General features: G+C 49.1%; 24 protein-coding genes. 6 read left to right on the top strand and 18 right to left on the bottom strand.

Going from position 1 to position 24,936, the window contains the following annotated elements:
- Positions 1-25: 25 nt before the first annotated feature.
- Genes astB through ACFQ45_RS13895 form a run of 4 tightly spaced genes read right to left on the bottom strand, consistent with a single transcriptional unit; the run spans position 26 to position 5,006 of the window.
- Positions 26-1,375, bottom strand: coding sequence for an N-succinylarginine dihydrolase (astB, locus tag ACFQ45_RS13910; RefSeq protein WP_377368708.1), 1,350 nt, complete (start codon positions 1,373-1,375; stop codon positions 26-28).
- Positions 1,376-1,400: 25 nt separating this feature from the next.
- Complete coding sequence (gene astD, locus ACFQ45_RS13905) at positions 1,401-2,873, bottom strand: succinylglutamate-semialdehyde dehydrogenase (protein WP_377368706.1); 1,473 nt, start codon at positions 2,871-2,873, stop codon at positions 1,401-1,403.
- A 17-nt stretch (positions 2,874-2,890) separates the two neighbouring features.
- Positions 2,891-3,934 (bottom strand): arginine N-succinyltransferase, encoded by a 1,044-nt coding sequence (gene astA / locus ACFQ45_RS13900; RefSeq protein WP_377368704.1) that lies wholly within the window; start codon positions 3,932-3,934, stop codon positions 2,891-2,893.
- Between the two features lie 58 nt (positions 3,935-3,992).
- Positions 3,993-5,006 (bottom strand): arginine N-succinyltransferase, encoded by a 1,014-nt coding sequence (locus tag ACFQ45_RS13895; RefSeq protein ID WP_377368702.1) that lies wholly within the window; start codon positions 5,004-5,006, stop codon positions 3,993-3,995.
- 134 nt (positions 5,007-5,140) lie between these two features.
- Here ACFQ45_RS13895 and ACFQ45_RS13890 point away from each other — a divergent pair, with 134 nt between their 5' ends.
- Positions 5,141-5,374: a DUF1653 domain-containing protein gene (locus ACFQ45_RS13890; protein WP_377368700.1), complete on the top strand. Its 234-nt coding sequence runs from the start codon at positions 5,141-5,143 to the stop codon at positions 5,372-5,374.
- A gap of 37 nt (positions 5,375-5,411) precedes the next feature.
- On the opposite strand, the gene ACFQ45_RS13885 is transcribed toward ACFQ45_RS13890, so the two are convergent.
- Genes ACFQ45_RS13885 through ACFQ45_RS13870 form a run of 4 tightly spaced genes read right to left on the bottom strand, consistent with a single transcriptional unit; the run spans position 5,412 to position 10,017 of the window.
- The gene (locus tag ACFQ45_RS13885; protein WP_377368698.1) at positions 5,412-6,386 is read right to left on the bottom strand and encodes a LysR family transcriptional regulator; all 975 of its coding nucleotides are present in this window, start codon (positions 6,384-6,386) and stop codon (positions 5,412-5,414) included.
- Between the two features lie 53 nt (positions 6,387-6,439).
- Positions 6,440-7,378 carry an efflux RND transporter permease subunit gene (locus ACFQ45_RS13880; protein WP_377368696.1) on the bottom strand — a complete coding sequence of 313 codons (939 nt, stop codon included), beginning with the start codon at positions 7,376-7,378 and terminating at the stop codon, positions 6,440-6,442.
- A gap of 16 nt (positions 7,379-7,394) precedes the next feature.
- Entirely contained in the window at positions 7,395-8,903 is a 1,509-nt protein-coding gene (locus ACFQ45_RS13875) for an efflux RND transporter permease subunit (RefSeq protein ID WP_377368694.1), read from the bottom strand.
- Between the two features lies 1 nt (position 8,904).
- Positions 8,905-10,017 (bottom strand): efflux RND transporter periplasmic adaptor subunit, encoded by a 1,113-nt coding sequence (locus ACFQ45_RS13870; RefSeq protein ID WP_377368692.1) that lies wholly within the window; start codon positions 10,015-10,017, stop codon positions 8,905-8,907.
- Between the two features lie 257 nt (positions 10,018-10,274).
- On the opposite strand from ACFQ45_RS13870, the gene ACFQ45_RS13865 reads away from it, so the two are divergent.
- Complete coding sequence (locus ACFQ45_RS13865) at positions 10,275-10,883, top strand: COG3904 family protein (RefSeq protein WP_377368690.1); 609 nt, start codon at positions 10,275-10,277, stop codon at positions 10,881-10,883.
- Positions 10,884-10,894: 11 nt separating this feature from the next.
- Positions 10,895-11,200: a DUF1289 domain-containing protein gene (locus ACFQ45_RS13860; RefSeq protein ID WP_377368688.1), complete on the top strand. Its 306-nt coding sequence runs from the start codon at positions 10,895-10,897 to the stop codon at positions 11,198-11,200.
- Positions 11,201-11,204: 4 nt separating this feature from the next.
- On the opposite strand, the gene radA is transcribed toward ACFQ45_RS13860, so the two are convergent.
- The 4 genes from radA to glnK form a co-directional block, all read right to left on the bottom strand.
- Positions 11,205-12,593 carry a DNA repair protein RadA gene (gene radA / locus ACFQ45_RS13855; protein WP_377368687.1) on the bottom strand — a complete coding sequence of 463 codons (1,389 nt, stop codon included), beginning with the start codon at positions 12,591-12,593 and terminating at the stop codon, positions 11,205-11,207.
- Positions 12,594-12,690: 97 nt separating this feature from the next.
- A complete protein-coding gene (locus ACFQ45_RS13850) occupies positions 12,691-14,217 on the bottom strand; it encodes a GNAT family N-acetyltransferase (protein WP_377368685.1) in 1,527 nt (508 codons plus the stop codon).
- A gap of 137 nt (positions 14,218-14,354) precedes the next feature.
- Positions 14,355-15,617 carry an ammonium transporter gene (locus ACFQ45_RS13845; protein WP_377368683.1) on the bottom strand — a complete coding sequence of 421 codons (1,263 nt, stop codon included), beginning with the start codon at positions 15,615-15,617 and terminating at the stop codon, positions 14,355-14,357.
- 39 nt (positions 15,618-15,656) lie between these two features.
- Positions 15,657-15,995: a P-II family nitrogen regulator gene (gene glnK / locus ACFQ45_RS13840; protein WP_067204550.1), complete on the bottom strand. Its 339-nt coding sequence runs from the start codon at positions 15,993-15,995 to the stop codon at positions 15,657-15,659.
- A gap of 464 nt (positions 15,996-16,459) precedes the next feature.
- Here glnK and ACFQ45_RS13835 point away from each other — a divergent pair, with 464 nt between their 5' ends.
- Positions 16,460-16,705: an accessory factor UbiK family protein gene (locus ACFQ45_RS13835; protein WP_377368681.1), complete on the top strand. Its 246-nt coding sequence runs from the start codon at positions 16,460-16,462 to the stop codon at positions 16,703-16,705.
- Between the two features lie 3 nt (positions 16,706-16,708).
- On the opposite strand, the gene ACFQ45_RS13830 is transcribed toward ACFQ45_RS13835, so the two are convergent.
- Positions 16,709-16,921, bottom strand: a complete 213-nt coding sequence (locus ACFQ45_RS13830) for a TIGR02450 family Trp-rich protein (protein WP_377368679.1) — start codon at positions 16,919-16,921, stop codon at positions 16,709-16,711.
- Positions 16,922-16,990: 69 nt separating this feature from the next.
- Between ACFQ45_RS13830 and ACFQ45_RS13825 the strand changes: the two genes are divergently transcribed.
- Together ACFQ45_RS13825 and ACFQ45_RS13820 are read left to right on the top strand one after the other, a co-directional pair.
- Entirely contained in the window at positions 16,991-18,511 is a 1,521-nt protein-coding gene (locus ACFQ45_RS13825) for a YifB family Mg chelatase-like AAA ATPase (protein ID WP_377368677.1), read from the top strand.
- A gap of 99 nt (positions 18,512-18,610) precedes the next feature.
- Complete coding sequence (locus ACFQ45_RS13820; protein ID WP_377368675.1) at positions 18,611-19,426, top strand: hypothetical protein; 816 nt, start codon at positions 18,611-18,613, stop codon at positions 19,424-19,426.
- 60 nt (positions 19,427-19,486) lie between these two features.
- Here ACFQ45_RS13820 and ACFQ45_RS13815 read toward each other — a convergent pair whose 3' ends face one another.
- The 5 genes from ACFQ45_RS13815 to fecE all read right to left on the bottom strand — a co-directional run bounded on the left by ACFQ45_RS13815 (position 19,487) and on the right by fecE (position 24,935).
- Positions 19,487-19,711: a hypothetical protein gene (locus ACFQ45_RS13815; protein ID WP_377368673.1), complete on the bottom strand. Its 225-nt coding sequence runs from the start codon at positions 19,709-19,711 to the stop codon at positions 19,487-19,489.
- Positions 19,712-19,740: 29 nt separating this feature from the next.
- On the bottom strand, positions 19,741-20,895 hold the full coding sequence (locus tag ACFQ45_RS13810; protein ID WP_377368671.1) for a Na/Pi symporter: 1,155 nt from the start codon (positions 20,893-20,895) through the stop codon (positions 19,741-19,743).
- A 47-nt stretch (positions 20,896-20,942) separates the two neighbouring features.
- The gene (ppk2, locus tag ACFQ45_RS13805; RefSeq protein ID WP_377368669.1) at positions 20,943-21,854 is read right to left on the bottom strand and encodes a polyphosphate kinase 2; all 912 of its coding nucleotides are present in this window, start codon (positions 21,852-21,854) and stop codon (positions 20,943-20,945) included.
- A gap of 175 nt (positions 21,855-22,029) precedes the next feature.
- Positions 22,030-24,123 (bottom strand): TonB-dependent siderophore receptor, encoded by a 2,094-nt coding sequence (locus ACFQ45_RS13800; protein ID WP_377368667.1) that lies wholly within the window; start codon positions 24,121-24,123, stop codon positions 22,030-22,032.
- Positions 24,124-24,164: 41 nt separating this feature from the next.
- Positions 24,165-24,935, bottom strand: coding sequence for a Fe(3+) dicitrate ABC transporter ATP-binding protein FecE (gene fecE / locus ACFQ45_RS13795; RefSeq protein WP_377368665.1), 771 nt, complete (start codon positions 24,933-24,935; stop codon positions 24,165-24,167).
- Position 24,936 lies beyond the last annotated feature (1 nt).

Here is a 24,936-nt window from a genome sequence, read left to right as displayed (position 1 = left end):
CAAAAGGCTTTTTTTGTGTTGCTTGTTAAGCTTTTTGGAAGTCGTAGACACTGCCTAACTGAAGGATTTGAGTGAGCTCATCCAATGCCTGTCGGCTTTCTTGAAGTAATTTAGGATCAGCCAGATCCGCTTCCACTAAATGATCTCGGTAGTGCTTATCGACCCAATTGTTCAGGGTGTTGAATAAGCGATCATTCATGAGTGTCGCAGGGTTCACCGCCGCCAGTTCTGTCTGATTTAACGCCACTCGAAGGCGAAGGCAGGCAGGGCCACCACCATTGCTCATGCTCTGTTTAAGGTCAAAAACCTGAATGTTTTTAATTGGCGTGCCTTGGTTTACTAGGTCTTCTAGATACGCCCAAACTCTCGGGTTGTTTTCCACTTCCCCTGGCACAACAAGAGTCATATCACCGTTAGGGTGGGACACAAGTTGGCTGTTGAACAAATAAGACTGCACACAATCGGCCACGCTGACAGCGACCTCAGGGACCTCTACAAAGTAAAAAGGCGTATCCACATCCCCCCATGCTCGAAGAATGTCCGCTTTCATTTGCTCACGTTTTAGAAACGCTTGCTCATGGTAGAAGTGCACGTTGCGGTTGCCCACTGCGATCACGTCGTTGTGGAACACCCCTGCGTCGATCACATCAGGATTTTGCTGTGCATAGACGACCTTGTTACCGTTTAGACCATGGTTACGTGCGACCGCCTGAGACGCTTCTAAAGTGTGGCGGGCAGGGAATTTTTGCGGCCGTGGCACAGCTGTATTGAAAGCTGACATGCCATACACGAAAAATTCCACTCCCTGCTGACCATAGTCGTGACAAAAGCGAGTATGGTTGGCAGCCCCTTCGTCACCAAAGTGTTCCACACTCGGTAATGCAGGATGGTGAGCAAAGTGGTCAGTATCAGGGAAAGTGGCTTTTAGGATCTCTCCCGTTACTTGATGCTCAATAGAGCGATGGAACTTGTTAACCAAGTTCGCTGGCGTGAAATGCACTCGACCATCGCGACTGTCTGCACTGGGTGAAACGGTTGCCGCATTGGCCGTCCACATGCAGGATGCAGAGCTGACCGCCGCCAGTAGCTTTGGCGCTTGAGCCGCTGCTTGAGCCAAGATTTCAGACTCAGAACCGGTGAAGCCCAAAGAGCGCAAAGTCGGAATATGTGGACGTTCGTGGGGAGCGAGAACGCCTTGTACAAAGCCCATATCCGCTAGTGCCTTCATTTTCACAAGGCCCTGCTTTGCCGCCGCTTTAGGGTTTGACGGCTTAGCAGAGTTGTTCTGGGAGGCGACGTTGCCGAAGGATAGGCCGCTGTAATTGTGAGTCGGGCCGACAAGTCCGTCGAAATTCGCTTCGATTGCTTGGCTCATGGTGACCTCTTGCTGAATCATATAATTAAAGGGTGATGCCGTTTGGTAGAGTGTCAGGCACTTGCAGTGATTCCACTTCGATGCTGGCCACTGGGTAGGCACAATAGTCTGCAGCATAGTAGGCGCTGGCACGGTGATTTCCGCTGGCTCCTGTGCCACCAAATGGCGCCGCACTAGACGCGCCAGTGGTTTGTCGGTTCCAATTGATAATGCCTGCACGGCTGTGCTGCAAGAACCACTCATATTCGGCACGATCGTCCGACAAAATACCTGCGGACAGACCAAATTTAGTATTGTTTGCTTGTGCCATGGCGTCATCCATAGAGTCATAACGGATGACCGTCAGTAATGGACCAAAGTATTCTTTGTCTGGTAGAGAAGACAGCATGGCTGTTGCATCCACAATCCCTGGGGTAACAAAGCCTGTATTGGCGTCCCCACGGGTCATTTCCACCACAGGCTTAGCCCCAAGCTCAACAAGCTTTTGGTAGTTTTGGTAGAGGGCATCTGCTGCGCCAGCAGAAACAATGGGTCCCATAAAGGGCGCTGGCGTAGCGTCAAACCGATCAACCTTTATGGCCTTAGTCGCTGTGACGAGTGCCGCAAGAATGGCGTCTCCATGGGCGCCTTTTGGCAACAGGAGTCGACGTGCACAGGTGCAGCGCTGACCTGCTGACAAGAACGCAGATTGGATGATTTCATAGACAGCAGCACGGACATCTTGAGTCTTCTCAGACACCAGTAAGGGGTTGTTGCCCCCCATTTCTAACGCCAAAATTTTACCCGGATGGCCTGCAAACTGATCATGTAATACATGGCCTACTTCAGGGCTGCCGGTGAAGAACAATCCATCAATTCCCGGATGATTGGCTAGGGCTACACCAGTATTGCGCTCTCCTTGAACAAGGTTAAGCACGCCAGCTGGGATGCCTGCCTGCTGCCAAAGCTGAATAATCAGATCCGATACGGCTGGAGCTTGTTCACTGGGTTTAAAGACAATGGTATTGCCAGCAATCAAGGCTGGAACAATATGTCCGTTAGGTAGATGCCCCGGAAAGTTGTACGGCCCAAAGACAGCCACTACCCCATGGGGACGGTGGCGCAAGACTGCCTTTGCCCCCGGCATGTCGGAGCTTTTGGTACCTGTGCGCTCGTCATAGGCTTGTTTAGAGATGCCTACTTTACCGATCATAGCGGCTACTTCGGTACGTGTTTCCCAAATGGGTTTGCCTGTTTCACGGCTGATGAGTAGGGCGATCTCTTCCGTATGTTGTTTTACCAACTCGGCAAATCGATCAATGATCTCGGTACGCTCAGTTATGGGGCGGTTGGCCCATGCAGGGAAGGCGGCACGGGCGGCTTTGATTGCGTCGTCTACTTGAGCTTCTGTAGCGCTGTTGGCTTGCCAAACTTGAAAGGCGTCAGAAGGGTCAATCGAGGTGACAAGGGCACCTTGGCCAGCGACCCACTGGTTATTAATAAAATGCTGTTGTTTCATGGGATCTCCTCGGTAAATTAGCGACTGGTGAACGGTGACAGTTCCACCACACGTAAGGGCTCTTTGTGCTTAACCAGTAGCGCGTCGGCTTCTTCTTGGCTCAGTACAAGGCCGCTGCCCGGTGGTGTCGCTCGTTGGATGAGAATGCAACGGAATTCGTCCAGCTTCGCATTAGAAACCAGATATTGTGCGCCTTCGTTCGCCCCTTTTGGTGTGCCAATAGTGGCTAGAACAAGACGGCTATCGCGCACGGCCCGTAGATCTTGGATGCGTGCTTCGAGGGTTGGGCCACCGTCAAAGATGTCCACGTAGTTTTCAAAACGGAAGCCTTCTTGCTCCAGTAAGCGACGGGCAGGCTCGGTGTTTTTATGGACTTTGCCTAGTACGTCCCGTGCATCTTGAGGGAGTAAGTTCACATAAACCGGATTGTTGGGCATCAGTTCAGCGATAAATTGCTTGTTACCATGGGCGGTTAGTTCATCGGCTCGCTCAAAATCAATGGAGAAGAACTGACGGCCAAGGCTTTCCCATAGGGGCGAGACGCCTTCTTCATCACACACGCCACGCATTTCAGCGAAGATCTTTTCGGTAAAGCGCTCTGGAAATTGGGCTAGGAACATAAAGCGGCTTTTTGACAGCAACTGGCCGTTACGTGAGTGGCGGTAGTCTTCTTTTAAAAACAAAGTACAGACTTCGCTAAAGCCAGTGTAATCATTGTTAAGTACCAATGTGGGGTGCATGTTGTGAACCCCAAGTTCCCGGGAGGAGTGGGTAATGGTGCCTAGGTGGTAGCTGTAAAAAGGCTCGTCGAGACCCACTGTTGAGAGCAGGCCACAGGTGCCTACTATTTGGTTGGTTTCGGTGTCTTCCAGGACAAATAGATAGCTCTCTTCGTCTGGTTGCTCAATGTCTTCTTTATCGAAAGCATCAAGAGAGGCTTGGATCTTTCGCGTTAGAATCTTCTCGTCGGCCACTAGGGACGTAAAGCCAACCCCTGTCAGTTCGGCTAAATGGTATAGCTCTGCTAGGTCATCCTTTTTGATCGGACGTATTACCATCATAGCGGTGTTCCTCTTTTGCAGCTTGGGTCGTAACTAGGTGACCCGGTTGTTCTATTAATTAAAGTTCAGCCCATTGAATACGGCTACCTGAATATAAGCCTAAGCTGTGTTGGGTATCTGGATGAATAACTAAGCCAGCCACTTGGGACTCGGCGTTGGCACTGATGACTCGGAAGTCTTCTAGGTGACCTGCAGCAATTAAGTAAGGGGTTTTGCTCGATAGTTTGGTGTCAATCAGAGCTTTCCCCATACGCTGACTACTGACGGTCTTTAGATCTTGTACACGGGCCTCGATGGTTGGCCCAGCGTCAAAGATGTCAACATAATCTCGGAATATGAAACCTTCATTAAGCAGAATGTCGGCGACTTTCTCTGAGTCTTCATGGATCACCCCAATGGCATCTTGTGCTTCCTCTGGCAAGGTTGGCACATAGATAGGGTAGCGAGGCATTAGCTCCGCAATAAAATGCTTATTACTGACCCCGGATAAGTAATCCGCCTTTTTAAAGTCCATGCTGAAAAAGTGGCGTCCTAGGGCATCCCAAAACGGAGAATAGCCTTTGCGATCACTTTCTCCTCGTAGTTCCACAAACAGTTTCTTTGTGAAACGGTCAGGATGGCGAGCAATGAATAGCAGACGAGCTCTGGATAAAAGCGCCATGGCTTGAGTGTTTTGATGGGCTTGATCAATGACCAGTGAGAACAGACGGCTCATACCGCTGTAGTCGTGACATAAAAACAACGCAGGCACACGATTATGGATCTGAAGTTGCGGCGAAGCGTGTACCACTTCGTCAATACGGTAGCTGTAAAACGGTGAATCTACCCCCACCATGGCGTCGATTCCGCAGGAACCCACAACTTGGTCAGTTGTTGTGTCGACCAAAACAAATAAATAAGATTCGTTGCCCGGCTGCACCACATCGGTTTGCAAAGAGCGGATGGAGGTGGCGATTTTGTCGTTAAGACGCTCTCGATTCGCAGGAAAGTTGGTGATACCGATTCCGGCGTTTTGAGCCAAGCGTTCTAGTGCTGGTAAGTCTGAAAAGTCAGCGGGTCTAACTAAATACACTGGACGCTCCTAAAAGATAAGCAGACAATGGATTGATTATCGCGGAAGGCGAACGGAACGGGTAGGTGGCTATTTTCGTAATTGCGACCTATCGTTCAATAACTTGGACATATTGAGTCGAATTTAGAAAAATCATGAAGAAAAGTACCATTAAGGCAGGGGTGTACCAACATTACAAAGGTGCAGAATACTGGGTTGAGCGAGTAGCGCGACACAGTGAAACGGAAGAAGAGATGGTGGTTTACCAGGCGCTTTATGGCGAGTTTGGGTGGTGGGTGCGTCCTAAAGCGATGTTTTTAGAAAGTGTCATCATCGACGGCGAAAGTATCCCACGGTTTGAATGGATTCGAGCCACGATAGACGAATGATCCTATAAAAAACGCGCCTAAGGCGCGTTTTTTATATTCAGTCGTAGTACATCCAAGGGGATTCACGCATAAAGCGAAGCACTTGCTCTCTAAACCATTGGTGAGCAGGGTCTTTGTCGTAACGTTCATGCCAGCAAATTTGAATGGGATGGCGACCTTTGTAGGGGTCAGCTTCCACAGCGTCAATTGGTAAAGGTGCGACTCGTATGGAGGAGAATCCCTCTTTGCAATCGGCAATGTTGCTAAACATTTCGCCTAATTGTGCGGAACCGATTAATGCCATGCCGCGTTTTACCGCTTCAATGGTCACAGTAATGCTGTCGGTTTCGATCTTAGGTTCAATCTCGTAGCCTAAGCGCTCCAGTTTTTCGATGGTGACACAGGTGGTCGCACTGCGGAAATTACGAATGTTGAACACTACGGTGTTGTGTTGCATTAAATCTCGTAAGGTAATTTCTTCTTTGAAATAGAGTGGGTGGGATTCGCTTAGAATCACGCACGCATCCATGGCACCGACTAATTTACTGCGAATATTATTCGGTGTACTGGACACATTAATGATGCCGAGATCCACACCATTCATAAGGTCTTCAAAGCCTTCCTGGGTCCAGTTACTGGTCATCAAGCGTATGTTCGGGGCTTGATAATGGAGCATGGCCAACAAAGGTTCGGTAAACGTCAGTAGTATTTCTTCGTCCGCTTTAATGTTAAAACGGCGTTTTAGGGTAGCCTGGTCGAATTGGGTTGGCTGAAGTAAGTTTGTCATGGAGTTCAAGATCGGTGAGATCAACTCATTCAGCTCATAGGCTCGTGTAGTTGGACTTAATCCATAGGCTTGGCGAGTAAACAGCGGATCGTTAAACAGATCCCGTAAACGCTGTAGGGATTTACTCAGGGCTGGCTGAGTCACGCCTAAACGCTCTGCGGCGCGGGATACACTGCACTCTTCTAAAATGACTTGAAACGAAACTAACAGTTTTACGTCGAGTTTTAATAAATCTTCAATTCGCATAACAACATCCGTAGCCCTCAAGCACGAATGCGCTTGAGGGCAGGTGTGCGACCTTACATATTAAAGTCGCGGGCTTTTCGGTACTTCACTCGGTGCAACATGACGTAGAACACCGGCACAGCAATAAGTGTCAATATGGTGGCAAAGCCAAGGCCAAAGGCAATGACAACTGCCATCCCTTCAAAGAAGGCGTCGTATAGCAATGGCACCATACCTAAGATGGTGGTGATGGCAGCCATACATACGGGGCGAACACGACTCACCGCTGATTTAAACACGGCTTCGTAGGTTTCCGTACCTTGGGCGATTTCGTAGTTAATTTGGTCCGCGAGAACGATACCATTTTTCACGATCATGCCCGATAGGCTGAGGAAGCCCAGCAGTGCCATAAAGCTAAAGGCGGCGTTCATTGCCAACAGGCCGACGGACACACCGATCAGCGCCAAAGGCACACAGAACCAGATAACCAGTGGCACGCGTACCGAGTTGAACAACAAAATCGTTATGATGAACATGAACAAGTAACCCATTGGCAGAGACGTAAAGATGTTCGCCTGTGCATCGGTACTGCTTTCATATTCGCCACCCCATTCGAGTGTGTAGCCCGGTGGAAGTTCAATCTGCTCGATGGGTCCACGAATGCGACCGAATACAGACATGGCCGTTTCATCTCCAAGGATGAGTGGGTCGGCTTTCACTGTAATCGTACGCTTACGGTCACGACGCTCGATGATGGGATCTTCCCAAACGGTTTCAAATCCATCTACGATGTTTGATACGGATACGTATGCACCGCTTGCAGGGCTGTAGATCTGTAGATCACGTACCTGGTCAATGGCCACACGTTCACTTTCAGGCACCGTCTGAATGATCGGCAGTAAGTCAGTACCATCTCGGTAGGTGCCGATTTCTGCACCGGTGAAATTGGTCAACAAGACTTCGTCTAGGTCCGACTTGTTGATACCTAAACGACGGGCTTGGGCATCATTCAAGATGGGACGCAACACCTTAACTGGCTGACGCCATCGCTTCTTTGTTTTCCTTAAAGAACAGGTCACAGAAGAATGGTGTCAGAGTGATGGCTGTTACCCAGCTTAAAAGCAGGGAAATCAACAAGACATAGAACAAGGAGCCAACGAACTCACCCACAGAGTCCGGAGACAAACCAATCGGTGCAAAGGCTGTAACCGCAATAACGGTTGCGCCGAGTAAGGGCCACTTAGTTTGTTTAACCACGGCGGAAGCTGCTTCAAACTTGGTTTGCCCCCGGTGTAGGCCAATCAAGATCCCTTCAGTGACCACAATGGCGTTATCCACCAACATCCCCAGAGCAATGATCAACCCCCCTAATGAAATCCGCTGAAGGTTGATGTTGAAGTACTCCATGACAATGAAAGTACCTAGGATTGTAAGCAATAAGATTAAGCCGATCAGAATGCCGGAGCGAACTCCCATGAATACAAGCAAGACAAGGATTACGATCCCCACGGCCGCGGCAAGGTTCGCTAGGAAGCTGGAGACGGATTTCTCTACTTCTTTAGACTGGAAGTAAACCGTATCTAAGCTGATGCCTACAGGTTGCTGGTATTCAAGCTCATGAAGGCGGGCTTCAATGCGCTTGCCCACTTCAACCACGTTGACGTTGTTGCTGAACGAGACGCCCAATAGGAGTGAACTGGCGCCGTTGAAATTCACCAACTGATCTTGTGGATCTTGGTATTCACGTTTGACCGTGGCGACGTCTTTTAGACGAATCAAGTTGTCTTCACCAGGGGAGCCGACAATCAAGTTTTCCAATTCGGAAATGTCTTGGAATTCGCCCGTTGGGCTAATGCGGATGTACTCAGAGCCTACCTGTACCTTACCTGCGTCAGACACCACGTTTTGGTTTGCTAACAGGGTTTGTAGCTGGGAAGGTGATACGCCCATATTGGCCAACTTAGAGCGTGACATTTCGATGGTCACTTGTTCGCTCTGTTCTGCTGCGACAGCCACTTTCGCTACGCCATCAACCAGCACTAGCTCACGTTTAACATAGTCCACGTAGTTTTCTAGGTCTTTGTAAGGGTAGCCCTCACCATGGACCGCAAGCATGATGCCGTACACATCGCCAAAATCGTCCACCACAATCGGCGTGCCAACCCCCGTAGGGAAGCTACCACGCATGTCGTTGACCTTCTTGCGTACTTCGTCCCAAATCTGTTTGAGCTGTTCCGCACGGTAAGTGTCTTTAATGGTGATTTGGACCTTGGAGTAGCCCGCTTTAGAGGTAGACACTACCTTGTCGAGATAGGGCAGGTTTTGCAACTCAAGCTCGATAGGATAGGTGACTTCCTCCTCTACCTGCTCTGGACTTGCGCCCGGATAATAGGTGATGACCAGAGCTTCCTTGATGGTGAACTCTGGGTCTTCCAACTGTCCCAAGTTGGTGAATGCAATCGCCCCACCCAATAACAGGATGAGGGTTACAAGCCAACTGGATACTTTACGTTCAATAAAATAACCGGCGATATTCAACTTAAATTCCTCGCTCGCGAGTCCATGGGCGTACTTGCATGTCGTTGGCTAGGCTGTTTACGCCAGCGGAGACAATCTGCTCGCCAGCGCTGAGGCCGGATGTGATCTCAATATGGCTTTGGGTCATATCACCCAAGGTGACATCACGTGGTGAGACAGTTTCAGACACAGGGTTATAAATCCAAACGACGCTTTGTTTTTGGCCTTCGTTAGACTGCTTACGCATCACCGCTTCGATTGGCACTGTGATGTGTGTCGGACGACCACTGATCGCACTGATGTCTAGGCTAACCGTTGCCGTCATACCTGGTAGCAGGTTGATGCTGGCTTTTTCAGAGTTCAGCAATGATAAGGTGGCGTCGTAAGATTTAGTGGTTTCGTTAGGGGTGGTACGGTGCTCTTTATATACCCCTTCAAAAGTTTGGTTTGGGGCTGAATCGATGGAAACTTTAGGGTGGTACTCCAAGGCAACTTTACGTACGTTCGCCACCAAGCGCTCAGGGATTTGGAAAACCACGTCCATTTGCTCGATATTTTGAATGTGAAGAATGGTTTGTGTTGCAGCCACGTATTCAAAATTATCGATGTCTAGAGACGCAATAATGCCATCATAAGGAGCTTTCAAAACACTGTAGCCTAGCTGGTTTTGAGCGGTTTGCAGAGCGTTTTGCGCTTGATCTAGATTAGCTTTTGCTTCGTCGTATTGGGCTTGTGATGTAGCCCTTTGAGACAACATGGTCTTAGTACGATCAAACTGAACTTTGGCCAGATCGTAGTTGGCTTGAGACAATTCGACCTGTAGTTTGTAATCCGTCGGGTCCAGAGATGCCAATACTTGGCCACGTTTTACACGCTCACCTTCTTTGACATTAAGTTTTGTCACCTGACCGCCAACACGGAAGGCTAAATTGGACTCGGCACTGGCTTTAAGCTCAGCGGGGAAGTCTCGAAAGCTGACCGCATCTGTGGAATCAACAGTAAACAGTTTTACTGGTCGAATGATTGGGGCAGCAGCTTCTGTGGTGGTTTCTTCTTCAGAAGAACAGGCACTAAGAAGAAACGCAGCAGTAAACGCAAGGGTTATGGGCTTAAGTGCCCAAAATCTACGAGCCATGGAATACTCCGTAAACAGTCAGTAAAAGAAAGTGAATAACTGGATTTTATATCTATCGGTCAGAGATATAAATTAAGTGTACGCTATGGTAGATATTCCGCTAGGGATATATCTTGCGGGATTTAATTTGTATTGTGATTCATAGTTCTAAACGGACTTTTTACTTGTTTGTGAAGACATAATGTGGACTAAGCTTTACTAGCTCTTATGTAAGAACACAGGGTAACATCGGTACAGGCTTTATAAGGAGTAAGGACTTGTTTTTCTCTTGGTACTCATTGCGAGCAGTCTTTGTGTGGATGGTGTGTGCGGCTTTGTTAGCGGGTTGCTCTGGGTCACCCGTACAAACGTATCACACCGACAAAGGGCAAGGAGAGTTGTCGTTCTATGTGGATGAAAACGCTGCTTACCTGTCGGGGGTGTTAGACAGTCAGCTCCCCGAGCAGCTGAAAGCCATGTTAAGCGAGCATCCAAATGTCACTGAGTTGGTGTTGGTGGATGTGCCTGGAACGTTAGATCAAGCTGCCACCATTGAAGCCGCTAGGATGATTCGACGTCTGGGTTTAAATACCCATATTGCTCGTACGGGCTATGTACTATCCGGTGGCGTCGACCTATTCTTAGGAGGGGTTGAGCGTTCTATTGGCGCCGGTGCTGGTGTGGCAGTGCATTCTTGGCGCGATGCCAGAGAATGGGGCAGTGATGTGAACATTGCGGATCCAGTCCATGCCAGTTACATTAATTTTTATCTTTCTATGGGGATTCCTGAGCGCTTTTATTGGTTTACCTTAGATGCGGCACCATCAGAGCGGGTGTACTTTTTGTCACCGGAAGAGATCTACGATTATCAGTTGGTCACGGACTGAGGTCACCATTCATGGGGGAAACAATGGAGCAAATTGAGCTGTTTCACATTGAAAGCCCCTGTCGAGGCGTTTGCCAAAGCAGTGCAAAAGGGTTTTGCAAAGGGTGTTTACGCAGTCGAGAAGAGCGTTTTCACTGGCACACCATGGGAGAGGTGGAGCGCCGTCAGGTGATCCAACTGTGCAAAACTCGCTGGCAGCGTTTATTAAAGGCCCGTCAGGAGCGCCTCGACATGTCCACGGAAAAAGACTTGCCCTATGGCATGGAGGGAGAAGAAGTCCAGGACTTATTCTCCACGCCGATCTCTGAGTATTCCTGATAGATTAAATACCAAAAATAGCTTCCAGTGCTTCAGATAAGCGCTCCACACCGACCACTTCCATTCCCGGAATAGGCTTTTTAGGACAGTTCGCCTTGGGGACCACCGCACGTTTAAAGCCATGTTTGGCTGCTTCGCTGATGCGCTCTTGACCCGATGGCACAGGGCGGATTTCGCCGGATAAGCCGACTTCCCCAAGTACCACTAAATCATGGGGTAAGATCTGATCTCTGAAGCTAGAGACAACTGCGGCAATGGCGGCTAGATCCGCGGAGGTTTCCAAGACTTTGACACCGCCGACCACGTTTAGATACACATCTTGATCTGCGGTCAGTAACCCACCGTGTTTGTGTAATACAGCCAACAACATGGCCAATCGATTGTGGTCAAAGCCCACCGTAACGCGACGAGGGTTCCCCAGCGCTGAGTCGTCCACTAAGGCTTGTAGCTCTACCAATAGGGGGCGTGTACCTTCCCATACCACCATGACTAAGCTGCCCGCAGCAGGGTGATTGGAGCGGTTCAAAAAGATGGAGCTGGGGTTTTTAACTTCTTTAAGGCCGTTTTCGAGCATGGCGAATACGCCTAACTCATTGATGGCGCCAAAGCGGTTTTTCATGCCCCGTAAGGTGCGAAAGCGGGAATCTTCAGAGCCTTCTAATAAAACGGAACAATCCACCATGTGCTCTAGTACCTTAGGGCCTGCCAGTGTGCCATCTTTGGTCACATGGCCTACCAGCAGCACAGTGGTTTGAGTCTGTTTGGCAAATCGTGTCAAGACGGCAGCACTTTCTCGTACTTGGGAAACACTACCGGGGGCGGATTCAATGCCATCCAAGTGCATCACCTGAATGGAGTCGATCACCATGACTTTGGGTTTAATTTGATCTGCCACTGCCATGATGGATTCAACATTGGTCTCAGACAGCATTTTTAAGTTTTTGGTAGGGAGTCCTAACCGCTGGGCTCGCATCGCGACCTGTTGCAAGGATTCTTCCCCAGTCACATACATGGCGCTTTGCTGCTGGGCGAGCCAGCACATGGTTTGCAATAGCAGGGTACTTTTACCCGCTCCAGGGTGACCACCAATGAGCACCACGCCTCCAGGCACTAAGCCGCCCCCCAGCACTCGGTCAAATTCACTGGCGCCAGAGCTAAAGCGGGGAACATCCCCCAAGTCGACTTCCGATAAGTCTTGAATGCCGGTTGTTGCGCCCGCGTATCCCTGACGACGGGTGTCTTGGCTGGCAGCGACCCGAGCAGAAGTTTTACTGCTACTGACTTTAAATTCTTGCAGGGTGTTCCATGCGCCACAGGCTTGGCACTGGCCTTGCCACTTAGCATAGTCGGCGCCACATTCATTACAGACAAAGGCGGTTTTGGCTTTGGCCATGGGTCTTCCTTCCTTAAAAATACAAACGGCCGCTGGTGGTGCCAGCGGCCGTTGAGTTGTCTCACCAGATGATCAGTATGGTATCACAGGCTTTGGCTTATTGGGTTTTCCAATCAATGCTGTAAAGGTCCAAACGACGGTCTTTTAGATTGTTTACAGACCCCTCGCTGCGAACCAGTTTGAGCTTGTCCAAGTCCAAATCAGAGAACATTAGCATCTCTGTGTTGGGTGTGGTTTCCGCCATGACAGCATCATGTGGGAAGGAGAAATCTGACGGGGAGAATACCGCAGCTTGTGAGTACTGAACGTCCAGATTTTCCACTTGCGGCAAGTTACCACAGCTACCACAGATGACCACATAGCATTCGTTTTCAATGGCGCGAGCTTGAGCACAGCTGCGCACGCGCAGGTAGCCGTTCTTCGTATCTGTCCAGAAAGGCACGAACAGAATATCCATATCTTGGGATGCAAGATGGCGGGCAAGCTCTGGGAATTCCACATCGTAACAAATTAGGATACCGATGCGGCCTGCGTCCGTGTCCCACACACGTACTTCGTAACCGCCTTCGATGACCCAGTCACGGCGTTCATGTGGCGTAATGTGGATCTTGCGTTGTTCTTCGATGGTGCCATCGCGACGACATAGGTAGCTGACGTTGTACATGATGTCGTCTTCAACCACTGGCATGGAGCCGGTAATGACGTTGATGTTGTAACTCACTGCCAGCTGTGACATTTCGCTCACAAAGCGCTCCGTGAAGGAGGCTAAAAAGCGGATGGCTTCGGTCTGGTTGGTTTGATCCGGCGCTAAGCCCATCAATGGCGCATTGAAGAATTCGGGAAATAGGGCGAAGTCACTCTTATAGCTGGACAATGCATCAATGAAGTATTCCACTTGTTTCAGTAACTCTTCTACGCTGCCCACTTCACGCATTTGCCATTGTACGGCACCGATACGCACTTGCGTTTTGCGGTACTCAAGTACAGTGGTCTCTGGTTCGTAGAAGATGTTTTTCCACTCGAGCAGCGTTGCGTAACCACGGGACTTTTCGTCTTCCGGTAAGTATTTAGTTAGCAAACGAGTGACTTGGAAGTCATTCGATAATTGGAACGTAAGGATCGGATCGTAGATACGACGTTTGTCCACCGCTTCTAAGTATTCTGCTGGACTCATTTCATCCGCATGCTGGTAGTAATTTGGAATGCGGCCACCAGCCAAAATGGCGATCAGGTTTTCTTGACGACATAACTCTTTGCGAGCTTCGTACAAGCGTCGACCAAGACGGTAACCTCGGTACTCTGGGTCGATCAGTACGTCCAAACCATAAAGGGCGTCGCCATTTTCATCATGGTAAATACGCTCACGCTGGTCCACTAGATCGTCGTAGGTATGGGGGTTGCTAAAGCGCTGGTAGTTCACTTTAACAGACAGGGCGATACCCACGATTTGGTCGTGGTCAACCAGACAGATTTGGCCGTCTGGTAGATCCTTGATGAGTTTGCGAATCGTGTTTTTTGGCCATGAACCGCCAATGTCATGATAGACGCGATCCATGAGGGCTTTGACTTGTGGGTAGTCATCAAGTGTTAAGTTACGGATCTTAAGGTGTAGATCTTCCAACATGGGAGCTCCAAAATAGATTGCAGTGATGTGGGTACTATATCGCACTTCTTGGCGGGTTTTGCAGATTAGATGTGATGCAAATAAGAAAACCCCCGCCGAGGCGAGGGTTTCCTAGAAGAGTTAATAATCGTTAGAGATTATTTTTTGAACTCTGGGTATGCTTCCATACCACATTCAGAGATATCAACACCTTCGTACTCTTCTTCTTCAGTAACACGAACACCCATGATTGCTTTGATAACCAACCAAACAACCAAGCTTGCTACGAATACCCATACGAAGATTGTTAGAGCACCAGCGATCTGGCCACCGAAAGAAGCGCCGTCGTTCGTTAGAGGTACTGCTAGAAGACCCCAAAGACCTACAACACCGTGTACAGAGATAGCGCCCACTGGATCGTCGATTTTTAGTTTGTCTAGAGTCAGGATAGAAACCACAACGATCAGACCACCTACAACACCGATTAGCGTAGCGCCAAGAGCGGAAGGAGTAGAAGGCTCAGCAGTGATGGCAACAAGACCAGCCAAAGCGCCGTTTAGAAGCATTGTTAGATCTGCTTTGCCGAATAGGATACGTGCTAGGATCAATGCGCCTACTGCACCACCTGCTGCTGCAGCGTTAGTGTTTAGGAACACCATTGCAACAGAGTTAGCGTTAGCGATATCGCCAAGTTTTAGAACAGAACCGCCGTTGAAACCGAACCAACCCAACCAAAGGATGAATGTACCCAAAGTGGCTAGAGGTAGGTTTGCACCTGGGATCGCACGTACTTCGCCGTTAGGGCCGTATTTGCCTTTACGAGCGCCAAGTACTAGAACACCTGCAAGTGCTGCTGCAGCACCGGCCATGTGTACGATGCCTGAACCTGCGAAGTCAGAGAAGCCCATGTCGCCTAGGTTGTACATGCCGAATACGTCTGCACCACCCCAAGTCCAAGAACCTTCTAGTGGGTAAATAACACCAGTCATTACCACTGCGAAAGTTAGGAAAGCCCAAAGCTTCATACGCTCAGCAACTGCACCAGATACAATAGACATTGCTGTTGCAACGAATACTACCTGGAAGAAGAAGTCAGAAGCGCCAGAGTAAATAGAACCGCCTTCGAAGCCACCTTCACGGCCAGCGAAGTCAGATAGCGTAGACGCTACGTCTACGTCTTGAATACCAGAAAGGAACCAAGTGCCGCCGTACATGATTGCGTAACCGCAAACCAAGTACATGATACAAGAGATCGCAAAAAGCGCGACGTTCTTAGTTAGGATTTCAGTTGTGTTTTTAGCACGTACAAGGCCTGCTTCTAACATTGCGAAGCCGGCTGCCATCCACATAACTAGTGCGCCACACACCAAGAAGTAAAAGGTGTCCATGGCATATTGTAAGTGAAAAATTTGATCTTGCATGTTTCGCCCCCCTAAAGGCTTGTAAGATTCGAGCAGTAATTAAACCGCGTCTTCCCCAGTCTCGCCGGTACGAATACGAACCGCTTGCTCAAGATTAACGATGAAGATTTTACCGTCGCCGATTTTGCCAGTGTTGGCAGCGTTAGAGATGGCTTCAACAACCTGGTCAGCCATGTCGTCTGCAATGGCTAGCTCGATTTTTACTTTTGGTAGAAAGTCCACAACGTATTCCGCACCGCGGTATAGTTCTGTGTGACCTTTTTGACGTCCAAAGCCTTTAACTTCTGTCACGGTAATACCTTGTACACCGATTTCAGAAAGTGCTTCGCGAACATCATCCAGTTTGAATGGCTTGATGATGGCAGTGATAAGCTTCATACCTACAGTCTCCTTAATTAAGTCTGGCTTATTGTCGTGTCGCAGGTGTTTAGAACTATACAAGGAGTGTGCCATGTTAAAGAAAAGACCGATAAAACCTGCTAATCCCTTGCTATTAAAGGGCTTGCAAGTTTAGACCTCTTTTTTTGCTCATTCACTGTAAGGAGTTTGCAAAGAGTGGTGCTGGTGCGGTTGTTCAATTTTGGTGCATTATGGCGTAATAGGCTGGTCTAAATTGTGATTTGCAGTGTTATTTGTTTGTTATTACAGATTTTTTAGTGAATAAAACTGCGCCCCTATTGGGCGTTTATGGTTTTTTTTAGGGTCTTTGTGTTGGCTTTGATTCGGGTTGTGCACTTAAAGGATGCGTTTGAGGAGTGCGATTATGGGGCATAATTGTGTACAGACATTCTTAAGTTGGACTCTTATAATGAAGAGAACAGGAATCAAACCAAGAGGTCAGTATGATTGATCAATTTATAAAGCAACTGGGCACTGGACTTGAACAAGCTGCCAGCACCCTAGGTAAGCTGCCAGCAGAAGAAATCCAAGCACAACTGCATCAAGTGGCTAAAAACACCTTAACCAAAATGGACCTTGTCACTCGAGAAGAGTTTGAGGTGCAAGCGGAGATGCTGCAAAAGTACCGTGAGAAACTTGTCCAATTGGAAGCGCGTCTAGCGGAGCTGGAAGCTACAGAAGACAAGTAAAGGTTATTTCCAGCCTTGTAACCATTGATCTTGTTGCAAGGTCTGCCAAGGCATTGGGTAGGTGTTCTTGTTATATACGGCTTCGAGCACCACTTCAGTGACGATCTCATCTTCATCTCTGATGAGTTCGGTCACAATAAAATGCTTCTCTTTATTTTTTGGAACAGCGGACGTCCACTTTGAGAGTAGTAGCTTGTTTGGGTTGAGTTTTTTCATATAGATCCTCCTATATGTAATACGTGACCTAGGGATAATTAGATTGTTTAGCCATTTCAAGGAGTGAGTATGAGCTTAGCAACTGTATACAGCCGTGCCCGTGTGGGGGTTTCGGCGCCTCTCGTTACCGTGGAAACGCATATTTCCAACGGCTTACCGTCTCTCAATATTGTAGGCTTGCCCGAAGCCGCTGTACGTGAATCGAAAGATCGTGTGCGCAGCGCCATTATCAACAGCCAGTTTGAATTTCCCTTACGACGGATCACGATCAACCTAGCGCCAGCGGACTTGCCCAAAGAAGGGGGGCGCTACGATCTTGCGATTGCCATCAGTATTTTAAAAGCTTCCGGACAGTTAGCTGAGTGCCAACTCGGCGAATATGAATTTGTGGGGGAGCTGGCACTCGCAGGGGATTTACGTGGGGTTCCCGGCGTCCTGCCTTCTGCCATGGCAGCTAAGGCTGCGGGACGCAAAATGGTCTGTCCATCGGAAAATGCAAACGAAGCAGGATTAGTCGAGCATAAAATCTACCATGCACACCATCTGACCCAAGTCACGGCGGCCTTGCTGGGGTTATCGAAACTGGAATTATGTTCTGCTGTGCCAAGAGCAGAAGTGCCTGTTCAACACCTGCGAGATATGGCGGATGTAAAAGGCCAATACCAAGCGCGGCGGGCCCTCGAAGTCGCCGCTGCCGGGGCTCATAATTTACTGTTCATTGGCCCTCCGGGAACCGGCAAGACCATGCTGGCGTCACGATTGCCAGGCATCATGCCAAGAATGATTGAATCGGAAGCCTTAGAAGTAGCGGCGGTGCAATCCGTCTCTGGGCGCAAAATGGGGATCGACTGGCATTGGTCAGAGCGGCCTTTTCGCAGCCCCCACCATTCCAGCTCCGCGGTGGCTTTAGTGGGCGGAGGATCAGTGCCTAAGCCTGGAGAAGCCTCTTTGAGCCATCGTGGCGTACTCTTCTTAGACGAATTACCCGAGTTTGATCGCAAGGTGTTGGAAGTGCTGCGTGAGCCATTAGAGAATGGCGAGGTGCACCTTTCTAGAGCCCGTGGACAAGTCTCTTACCCCGCCCGTTTTCAGTTGGTGGCTGCCATGAACGCTAGCAATGAAGCCTACAGTGGAGGCCAAGAATACTACCAATCCTCCGCCAGTCAGAAATACCTGAAAAAACTGTCGGCGCCTTTTTTAGACCGCATTGATTTGCATGTGGAAGTCCCCCCGCTACCCACGGATGTGCTCGTCAACGAACAAGAATTAGGAGAGGCCAGTGATTCCATTCGTCAACGGGTAGAAGCCGCAGTTACTCGACAACGGGCCCGACAAGGGTGCCAAAATGCTTTGTTGAGTGGCCGTGAACTGGAACGCATCTGCGCCCTCAATGATAGCGATAAGGTTTTTATGCAACAGGCACTCGATCGACTTAAGCTGTCTGCGCGGGCCTATCATAGAGTACTACGGGTTGCCTTAACCCTAGCGGATTTAGAGCAAACTACCGTGACCAGAAAACACCTGATGGAATCCCTAAGTTACCGAAAAATGGAGAAAAACATGCTTGGAAATGGGGGAGCTAGTCGTTAATCACTCAATCAGCCTTTTCTCGCTTAAAAATGATAGAAAAGGCTGTCAAATCTATTAGATGGTGTAGGATTAAAGATACTTTCCTAACGAGAGAACACCATGCAAATTAGCTTAAAACCAAGGATGGCTTGGCCGATGTTTGGTGCATTGGTTACAGCAACATTATCTACCCAAGTTATGGCCGCAGGCCAAACAGAGCTTGGGATCTCCTACTCATCTATTGAATATGTGGAACCGGGTGTCATGCGCGAAGAGGGCAACCTTTTTGGCTTCCAAGGACGCTTTACTAACTATGGCTCCACCTTTGTCGCATTGGAAGTGGACTACGCCTTCGGTGATATGGACTACGAAGGTTCTGGAACCCTCCAAGATATCCCTAATAATCTATTCGAAATGCGGGCCTTGTTTGGACCGCGCTTGTATCAGTCAACTCGGTCCCAACTGCACGCCTATGCTGGGATTGGCCAACGTTACTTATCTGATGACAGTAGTGGCATGAAAACCAGTACTCGAACCACGGGCTATACGCGGGAGCAATACTATTGGTACATACCAGTGGGGTTGAACTGGCAACGTAGCTTAGCCAGTGGCTGGGAAGTGGCATTACGTGCGGAGTACGACTACTTTATCGCCGGGCGTAATTACTCAGGTATTGATGAAGTCTGTGGTGGCAGCAGTGGGGTCTTTACTCAAGAAGGTGGTAAAGGCTATCGCTTTGCTTTGAAATTTACCATGCCTGTGTCTGATGGTGGGGGCTCCCTTGCCATAGAGCCTTACTATCGCTATTGGGACATAGGGGATTCGGACACCGACTATATTTCTACACCTAGGTGCACAGGTCCTGGGTATGGATATTACTATGAACCCCAAAATACCTCTGAAGAAGCTGGTATTGGTATACGTTGGGTGTTTTAACGTAAGTCAGTAAAGAAAAAAGAGCGGCAATAGCCGCTCTTTTTTATGGCGCTGCAGTCTCTATGAGCGATCTCGCAGCTCCGCCAGCACATGCTGAAAGAATGTTCGCACCTGCCCCCATTTCACTGGTGTCCATTCAGGGCTTAAAGCAATGTCGTCAATCTGAGTGTGTTGTGATTCTAACGAGCGTCGGCGCAATTCATCCCGAATTTGATGAATGTGTGCTTCGGTGTCATCAAGGATGATTTCGAGCTCTTGTTGAGACAGGCGTTCTAGACGGTTCATAGTGTCTTTCCTTTTTGTTCGTCAATGAATCAGAAGATTAGGCTGACCAAGATCAGTAACATTGGTACCAGGATGAATACGCCCAGTACCCAGATTGCGGCGTAGACTTTCTGCTCCGCGGCAATATCGGCTAACCATTCAGCGCCCCTGATGGGTAAGTTGCGTAAAAAAGGTAAGCCGAAAATCACCGCCACTGCGAACAGGTTAAATAGCAAGTGAACGAGCGCAATTCCCAGAGCGGATGCAGCCAGTGAACCTGTGATAGCCGTAGCCGCTAATAGAGCGGTGACAGTGGTACCAATATTGGCTCCGAGCATGAAGGGGTAGATTTGTTTTAGGCTGAAAGTGCCAGACCCCGCCAGAGGAACCATTAAACTTGTGGTTGTGGAGGACGACTGAACAAAGGTGGTCACCAATGCGCCAGAGGCGATCCCGGTAATCGGACCACGGCCAATGGCCGAATGCATGATGGCTTTAGCTCTGCCCACCATCAGCACTTTGAGCAGTTTGCCAATGTAGGTGATGGCGAAGAAAATCAAGACTAAGCCAATGAGGATCATGGCAACCCCAGCAAAGCTGCCTGGCAGCACACTTGTGGCAGTGTCTACCGCATTAACTAGGGGTTTGGTAAGGGATTTGATCACATTGATATTTGACATGGAGTAGCTTTCAGGGCTGATAAAGAAGCCCGTGAGCCAGCTGGATACCTTATCTAGTAATCCAAACATGATCTCCAATGGTAGGAAAATAGCGACGGCTATCAGGTTAAAGAAGTCATGGACTGTGGCCGCTGAGAAGGCTCGGCGAAACTCATCTTTATCCCGGACATGGCCTAAGCTCACTAGGGTATTGGTAACTGTGGTGCCAACATTCGAACCCATAATCATAGGGATGGCAATGTGAACCGGTAAACCACCCGCCACCATGCCCACGATTAAGGATGAAACCGTTGAGGATGACTGAATCAAAGCCGTGGCGATGATGCCGATGACCAAGCCCACATAAGGGTTGGAGGCAAAGGCAAATAACTCCTGTGCATGGCCGCCAGTGGCCGCTTTAAAGCCAGAGCCTATGATGCTCACAGCGCTGATTAGGATGTAGATCATCAGCACTACCAGTAACCATTGTCGCCATCTATGGCTATTGGATACCTGTGGGCTGGTTAACGCTTCTGCATTACTCATGAGAATTCCCTCTCTTTTTTAATCCATTAATAAATCAAGGCTTTTAATTAGTACCGGGATGGCACATATAATTCATTGGGAAGGGTTTGGCGCTCGTAGTCCGGGTCAAAATGACGTTCAGGAAGAGAGATTTTTTCATGCTCCACCGGACGATAGGGGATGTGATCCAGCAGATGATGAATGCAATCAAGGCGGGCGCGTTTTTTGTCGTTGCCTTCCACTATGTACCAAGGGGCTTCGGGGATATTGGTTTTAGCAAACATCTCTTCTTTGGCTTTGGTATAGGCTTCCCAGCGAACACGGGATTGCAGATCCATTGGGGAGAGCTTCCACTGTTTCATGGGATCATGGACCCGCATTAAGAAGCGCATTTGTTGCTCTTCATCGGTGATGGAAAACCAATACTTCACCAAGATAATCCCAGAGCGCACCAGCATGCGTTCAAACTCAGGTACATCATCAAAAAACTGACGCACTTGAGTTTCATCGGCAAAGCCCATCACCCGTTCTACTCCGGCTCGGTTGTACCAAGAGCGATCAAATAAAACGATTTCCCCTGCGGCGGGCAAGTGCGGCACATAACGCTGAAAGTACCATTGGGTGCGTTCTCGATCGGTGGGTTTAGGTAGGGCAACCACGCGACAAACCCGTGGATTCAGTCGCTGGGTAATGCGTTTAATCACCCCTCCCTTACCGGCTGCATCACGACCTTCAAATAACACCACGACCTTTTGTCCGGTGTGAGCCACCCAATCCTGTAGCTTAATTAGCTCTGATTGCAGTGGCAGTAAAGCTTCGAAATAAGTGCGGCGGTTGAGGGTTTCTGGGCGGCTGGATTTATAGATTCTACGCAGAGCGAGGGATAATTCCGGGTCCGAGAGCTCCATCTCCAAATCTTCGTCAAAGGCGTCAGCCAGTTCATCTTCTAGCCAGCTTGCGGCATTGGCGGCATCCTGCATATTGAGTTCCTTTCAATTAATTACTGGATAAGAACACCATAGGCGGCGGCCATTAAGGATTTATGACTAATGGACGAAAAGGAGGAATCATTTTAATGAATTAAGGGCAAGAGGGCGTTTGCTGGAAACAGATGAATGGGGCCTTTTGGCCTCATTCATCTTTGGGTTTCAGTGATTAAAAGTCGTACTGTGCACTGAGGTAAATACGGCGTCGTTCCCCAAGGTTGGAGCCGATGTTGCGGTTAAAACCAGAGGTAGCGTAAATCTCATCCGTAAGGTTTTTGATTGTCGCTTGTAGCGTCCAGTCATCAATGCGGGTTTGCCAAGTGGCGTCGTAAACTGTGTACGGCTTCACTTTTTGATGGTCACGGTTGTACTGCTGGCTTACGTATTCGGCGCCCACAGACACCGACGATGATAGGGCAGGCAAGTCGTAACGTGTCCAGACACCCAGTTGATGCAAGGGCGAGTTAGAAAAACGTCGAGAGTCCCCCGCAGCAAATTGAATGCCGTCATCATTGTCTTCTTTAATAATTGTGTCGTTATAGGCGTAGCTCACATTGGCAACCCAGCGGTCGGTAATGTCGGCTAACAGATCTATTTCCGCCCCTTGGCTACGTACCTTACCGATGGCGATCATTTTATCGCTGTCGTCTGGGTCTTCTTGCAGGACATTTTCGCGAACAATGTGGTACAGGGCGAAGTTCACGTTAAGGCGATTGTTAAGCCAGTAAGTGCGCACCCCCGCTTCCATTTGTTGGCTTTCTTCTGGGTCAAATGGCCCCCCTGACGATGCCTGCTGATCACTGGCGCTTTGTGGTTGGTAACCTGTAGAGAAAGAGGCATAGGGCTTGATGTTATCTGACCATTCATAGGTCGCCCCGATGCGCTTGTCGATGCCGTGATCTGAGTAGTTGGCATCGTTACTGCGGTTGCGGTAGTCGGTAAATTCTTCTTCAAATTGGTTGAAGCGCCCCCCAGCTACCAAGTCTAAACGGTTGGTCACTGCCCATTGATCTTGCACCAGCACACCTAGTTGTTGTGACACGGTCTGGTTGTCTTGGTTGAGGGACAGGGTGTAGCTGCTCACGTCTGCATCATAAACAGGGTTGAGTAGGCTCAGTGCATCAGGGTCGTTGGATCGGTAATAGAGGTAATCATAAGTGTTACGAGTGTAATCTGTGCCGACTAATAGTGTGTGATTCCCTAGATCAAAGACAAAGTTACTGGCCAAGCTAATGCCTTCATTGCTACGCAATTGATCTCGGTATTGGCGGTTCACCGCATCGTCCACACCATCGCTGTCGGTATCGGTTAACCCTCTAGATTCATGGTATTGCTGAGTTTCTTCGCCCTTGTAGTAACGCAATCCTAAATCCCACGAAACGGTATCGTTTAAGTACTGCTCTAGCTTTGCTTGGAAGGTTTCTGCATTTAGGGTTTGGTGGTCACCTGGTTCATTTGCGTTCCATGAATCATCCGCTAGAAAGTTGCCCTCGTCGTCCGTTGGAATGCCGCGCAAGCGAGCGCCATAAAGGGTCTGGTCGATGTTGGTGTATTGAACTGTCAGAGTTGAATCGTCATTGATGTCCCAAGCGTACCCTAGGTCAATATTTTGGTTTTCTTGATCGACGTTGTTGCGGTAAGAGCCGCTTTCATCTTTGTAAAGGGATATACGATAACGCTGACTAGCGTCTTCATTTACCGGTCCCGAGCTAGACAGCTGGGCGGATCGATAGCCTTTATTTCCCGTGCCCAGTTTGATGAAGTTTTCGGAGTCATAAGTGGGCTTTTTGGAGACATAATTGATCACACCACCGGGTTCTCCTGCACCGTATAATGCCCCTGCGGGCCCCTTAATAGCTTGCACCTCTTCCACATTGGTGAGCTGCGGAATGGTGAAAAAACCTTTATACGGATTGCCGCGCATGCCGTCATAGAGTTGCTCATCTTGGTGAAAGCCACGAAACGTCACCGTGGACACATTGTCTTGGGAAACCCCTGAAATGGAGCGATACAGATCGGTCACCTGATGAGCTGCTTGATCCTCAATTAAGGTGCTGGTGAACACTTGAACCGATTGTGGTGTTTTATCAATGTCCGTATCCGTACGTGTGCCAATATCCGTCGTATCTTCCTTGTAGTGGGATAATGCGCGTCCCGTGACGACCAAGGTGTCTAGCTCTTGGTCCGTGGACTCAGAAGTTGTGGTGTCTGCCATCAATGGCATAGACAGCGCAAGGGAGAAAGAAAGTGTTAGATATTTCATAGGGCCTTTGTTGTCATGAAATAGAGGGTGGATGAAACAGCTCAATCTTCCACTACGCACATGGGCGTATGGGAGACAGGGTCGCGGTGGATTTGTGCCTTGAGGGAGAAAACGTCCTGTAGCATGTGTGTTGTTAACACATCTTCCGGGGCGCCTTGGTATTTCAGCTCCCCTGCTTTCATCACCACCAGATGGTCGCAATAGCGTGCTGCTTGGTTAATATCGTGCAGCACTGTGATGATGGTTTTGCCTTGTTTATTAAGTTCTTGTAGCTGGTGCATCAATTCCACTTGGTGGTTGATGTCCATGTAAGTGGTGGGCTCATCAAGCAATAGGTAAGGCGTATCTTGGGCCAGTACCATAGCCAGCCATACCCGTTGACGCTGCCCTCCAGAGAGTTCGCTTACTAGGTGTTCTCGAAGCTCGAATGTGCCAGTTTGGCGCATCATTTGTTCGACGATCTGATGATCTTGTTGGCTTAGTTTGCCCCAAAAACCTGTGTAGGGGCTGCGGCCATAGGCCACCAAATTCTTTACCTTAATTCCTTCAGGAATTGGCTGTGTTTGCGGCAGCAGTGCCAGCCCTTTAGCCAATTGCTTAGAGGGGTAATCATGGAGGTTTTGTCCTTGCCAGCGGGCCTCCCCAGACATGGCTGGTAGGATACGAGCAAAGCACTTCAATAGGGTGGATTTGCCACATCCGTTTGGTCCCAGCAGAGCGATAAACCGACCTTCTGGCAGGGTGAGGTCCATTTCTTTGACAATGCTATGGCCGTTGTAACCGACACTGAGTTGGTGTGCGCTTAGGGACATG

Source organism: Rhodanobacter aciditrophus, assembly GCF_042679525.1.
Lineage (GTDB): Bacteria > Pseudomonadota > Gammaproteobacteria > Pseudomonadales > Marinomonadaceae > Marinomonas > Marinomonas aciditrophus.
The sequence above is the reverse complement of the archived record's forward strand: the minus strand, read 5'-3'. Positions and strand labels throughout refer to the sequence as shown.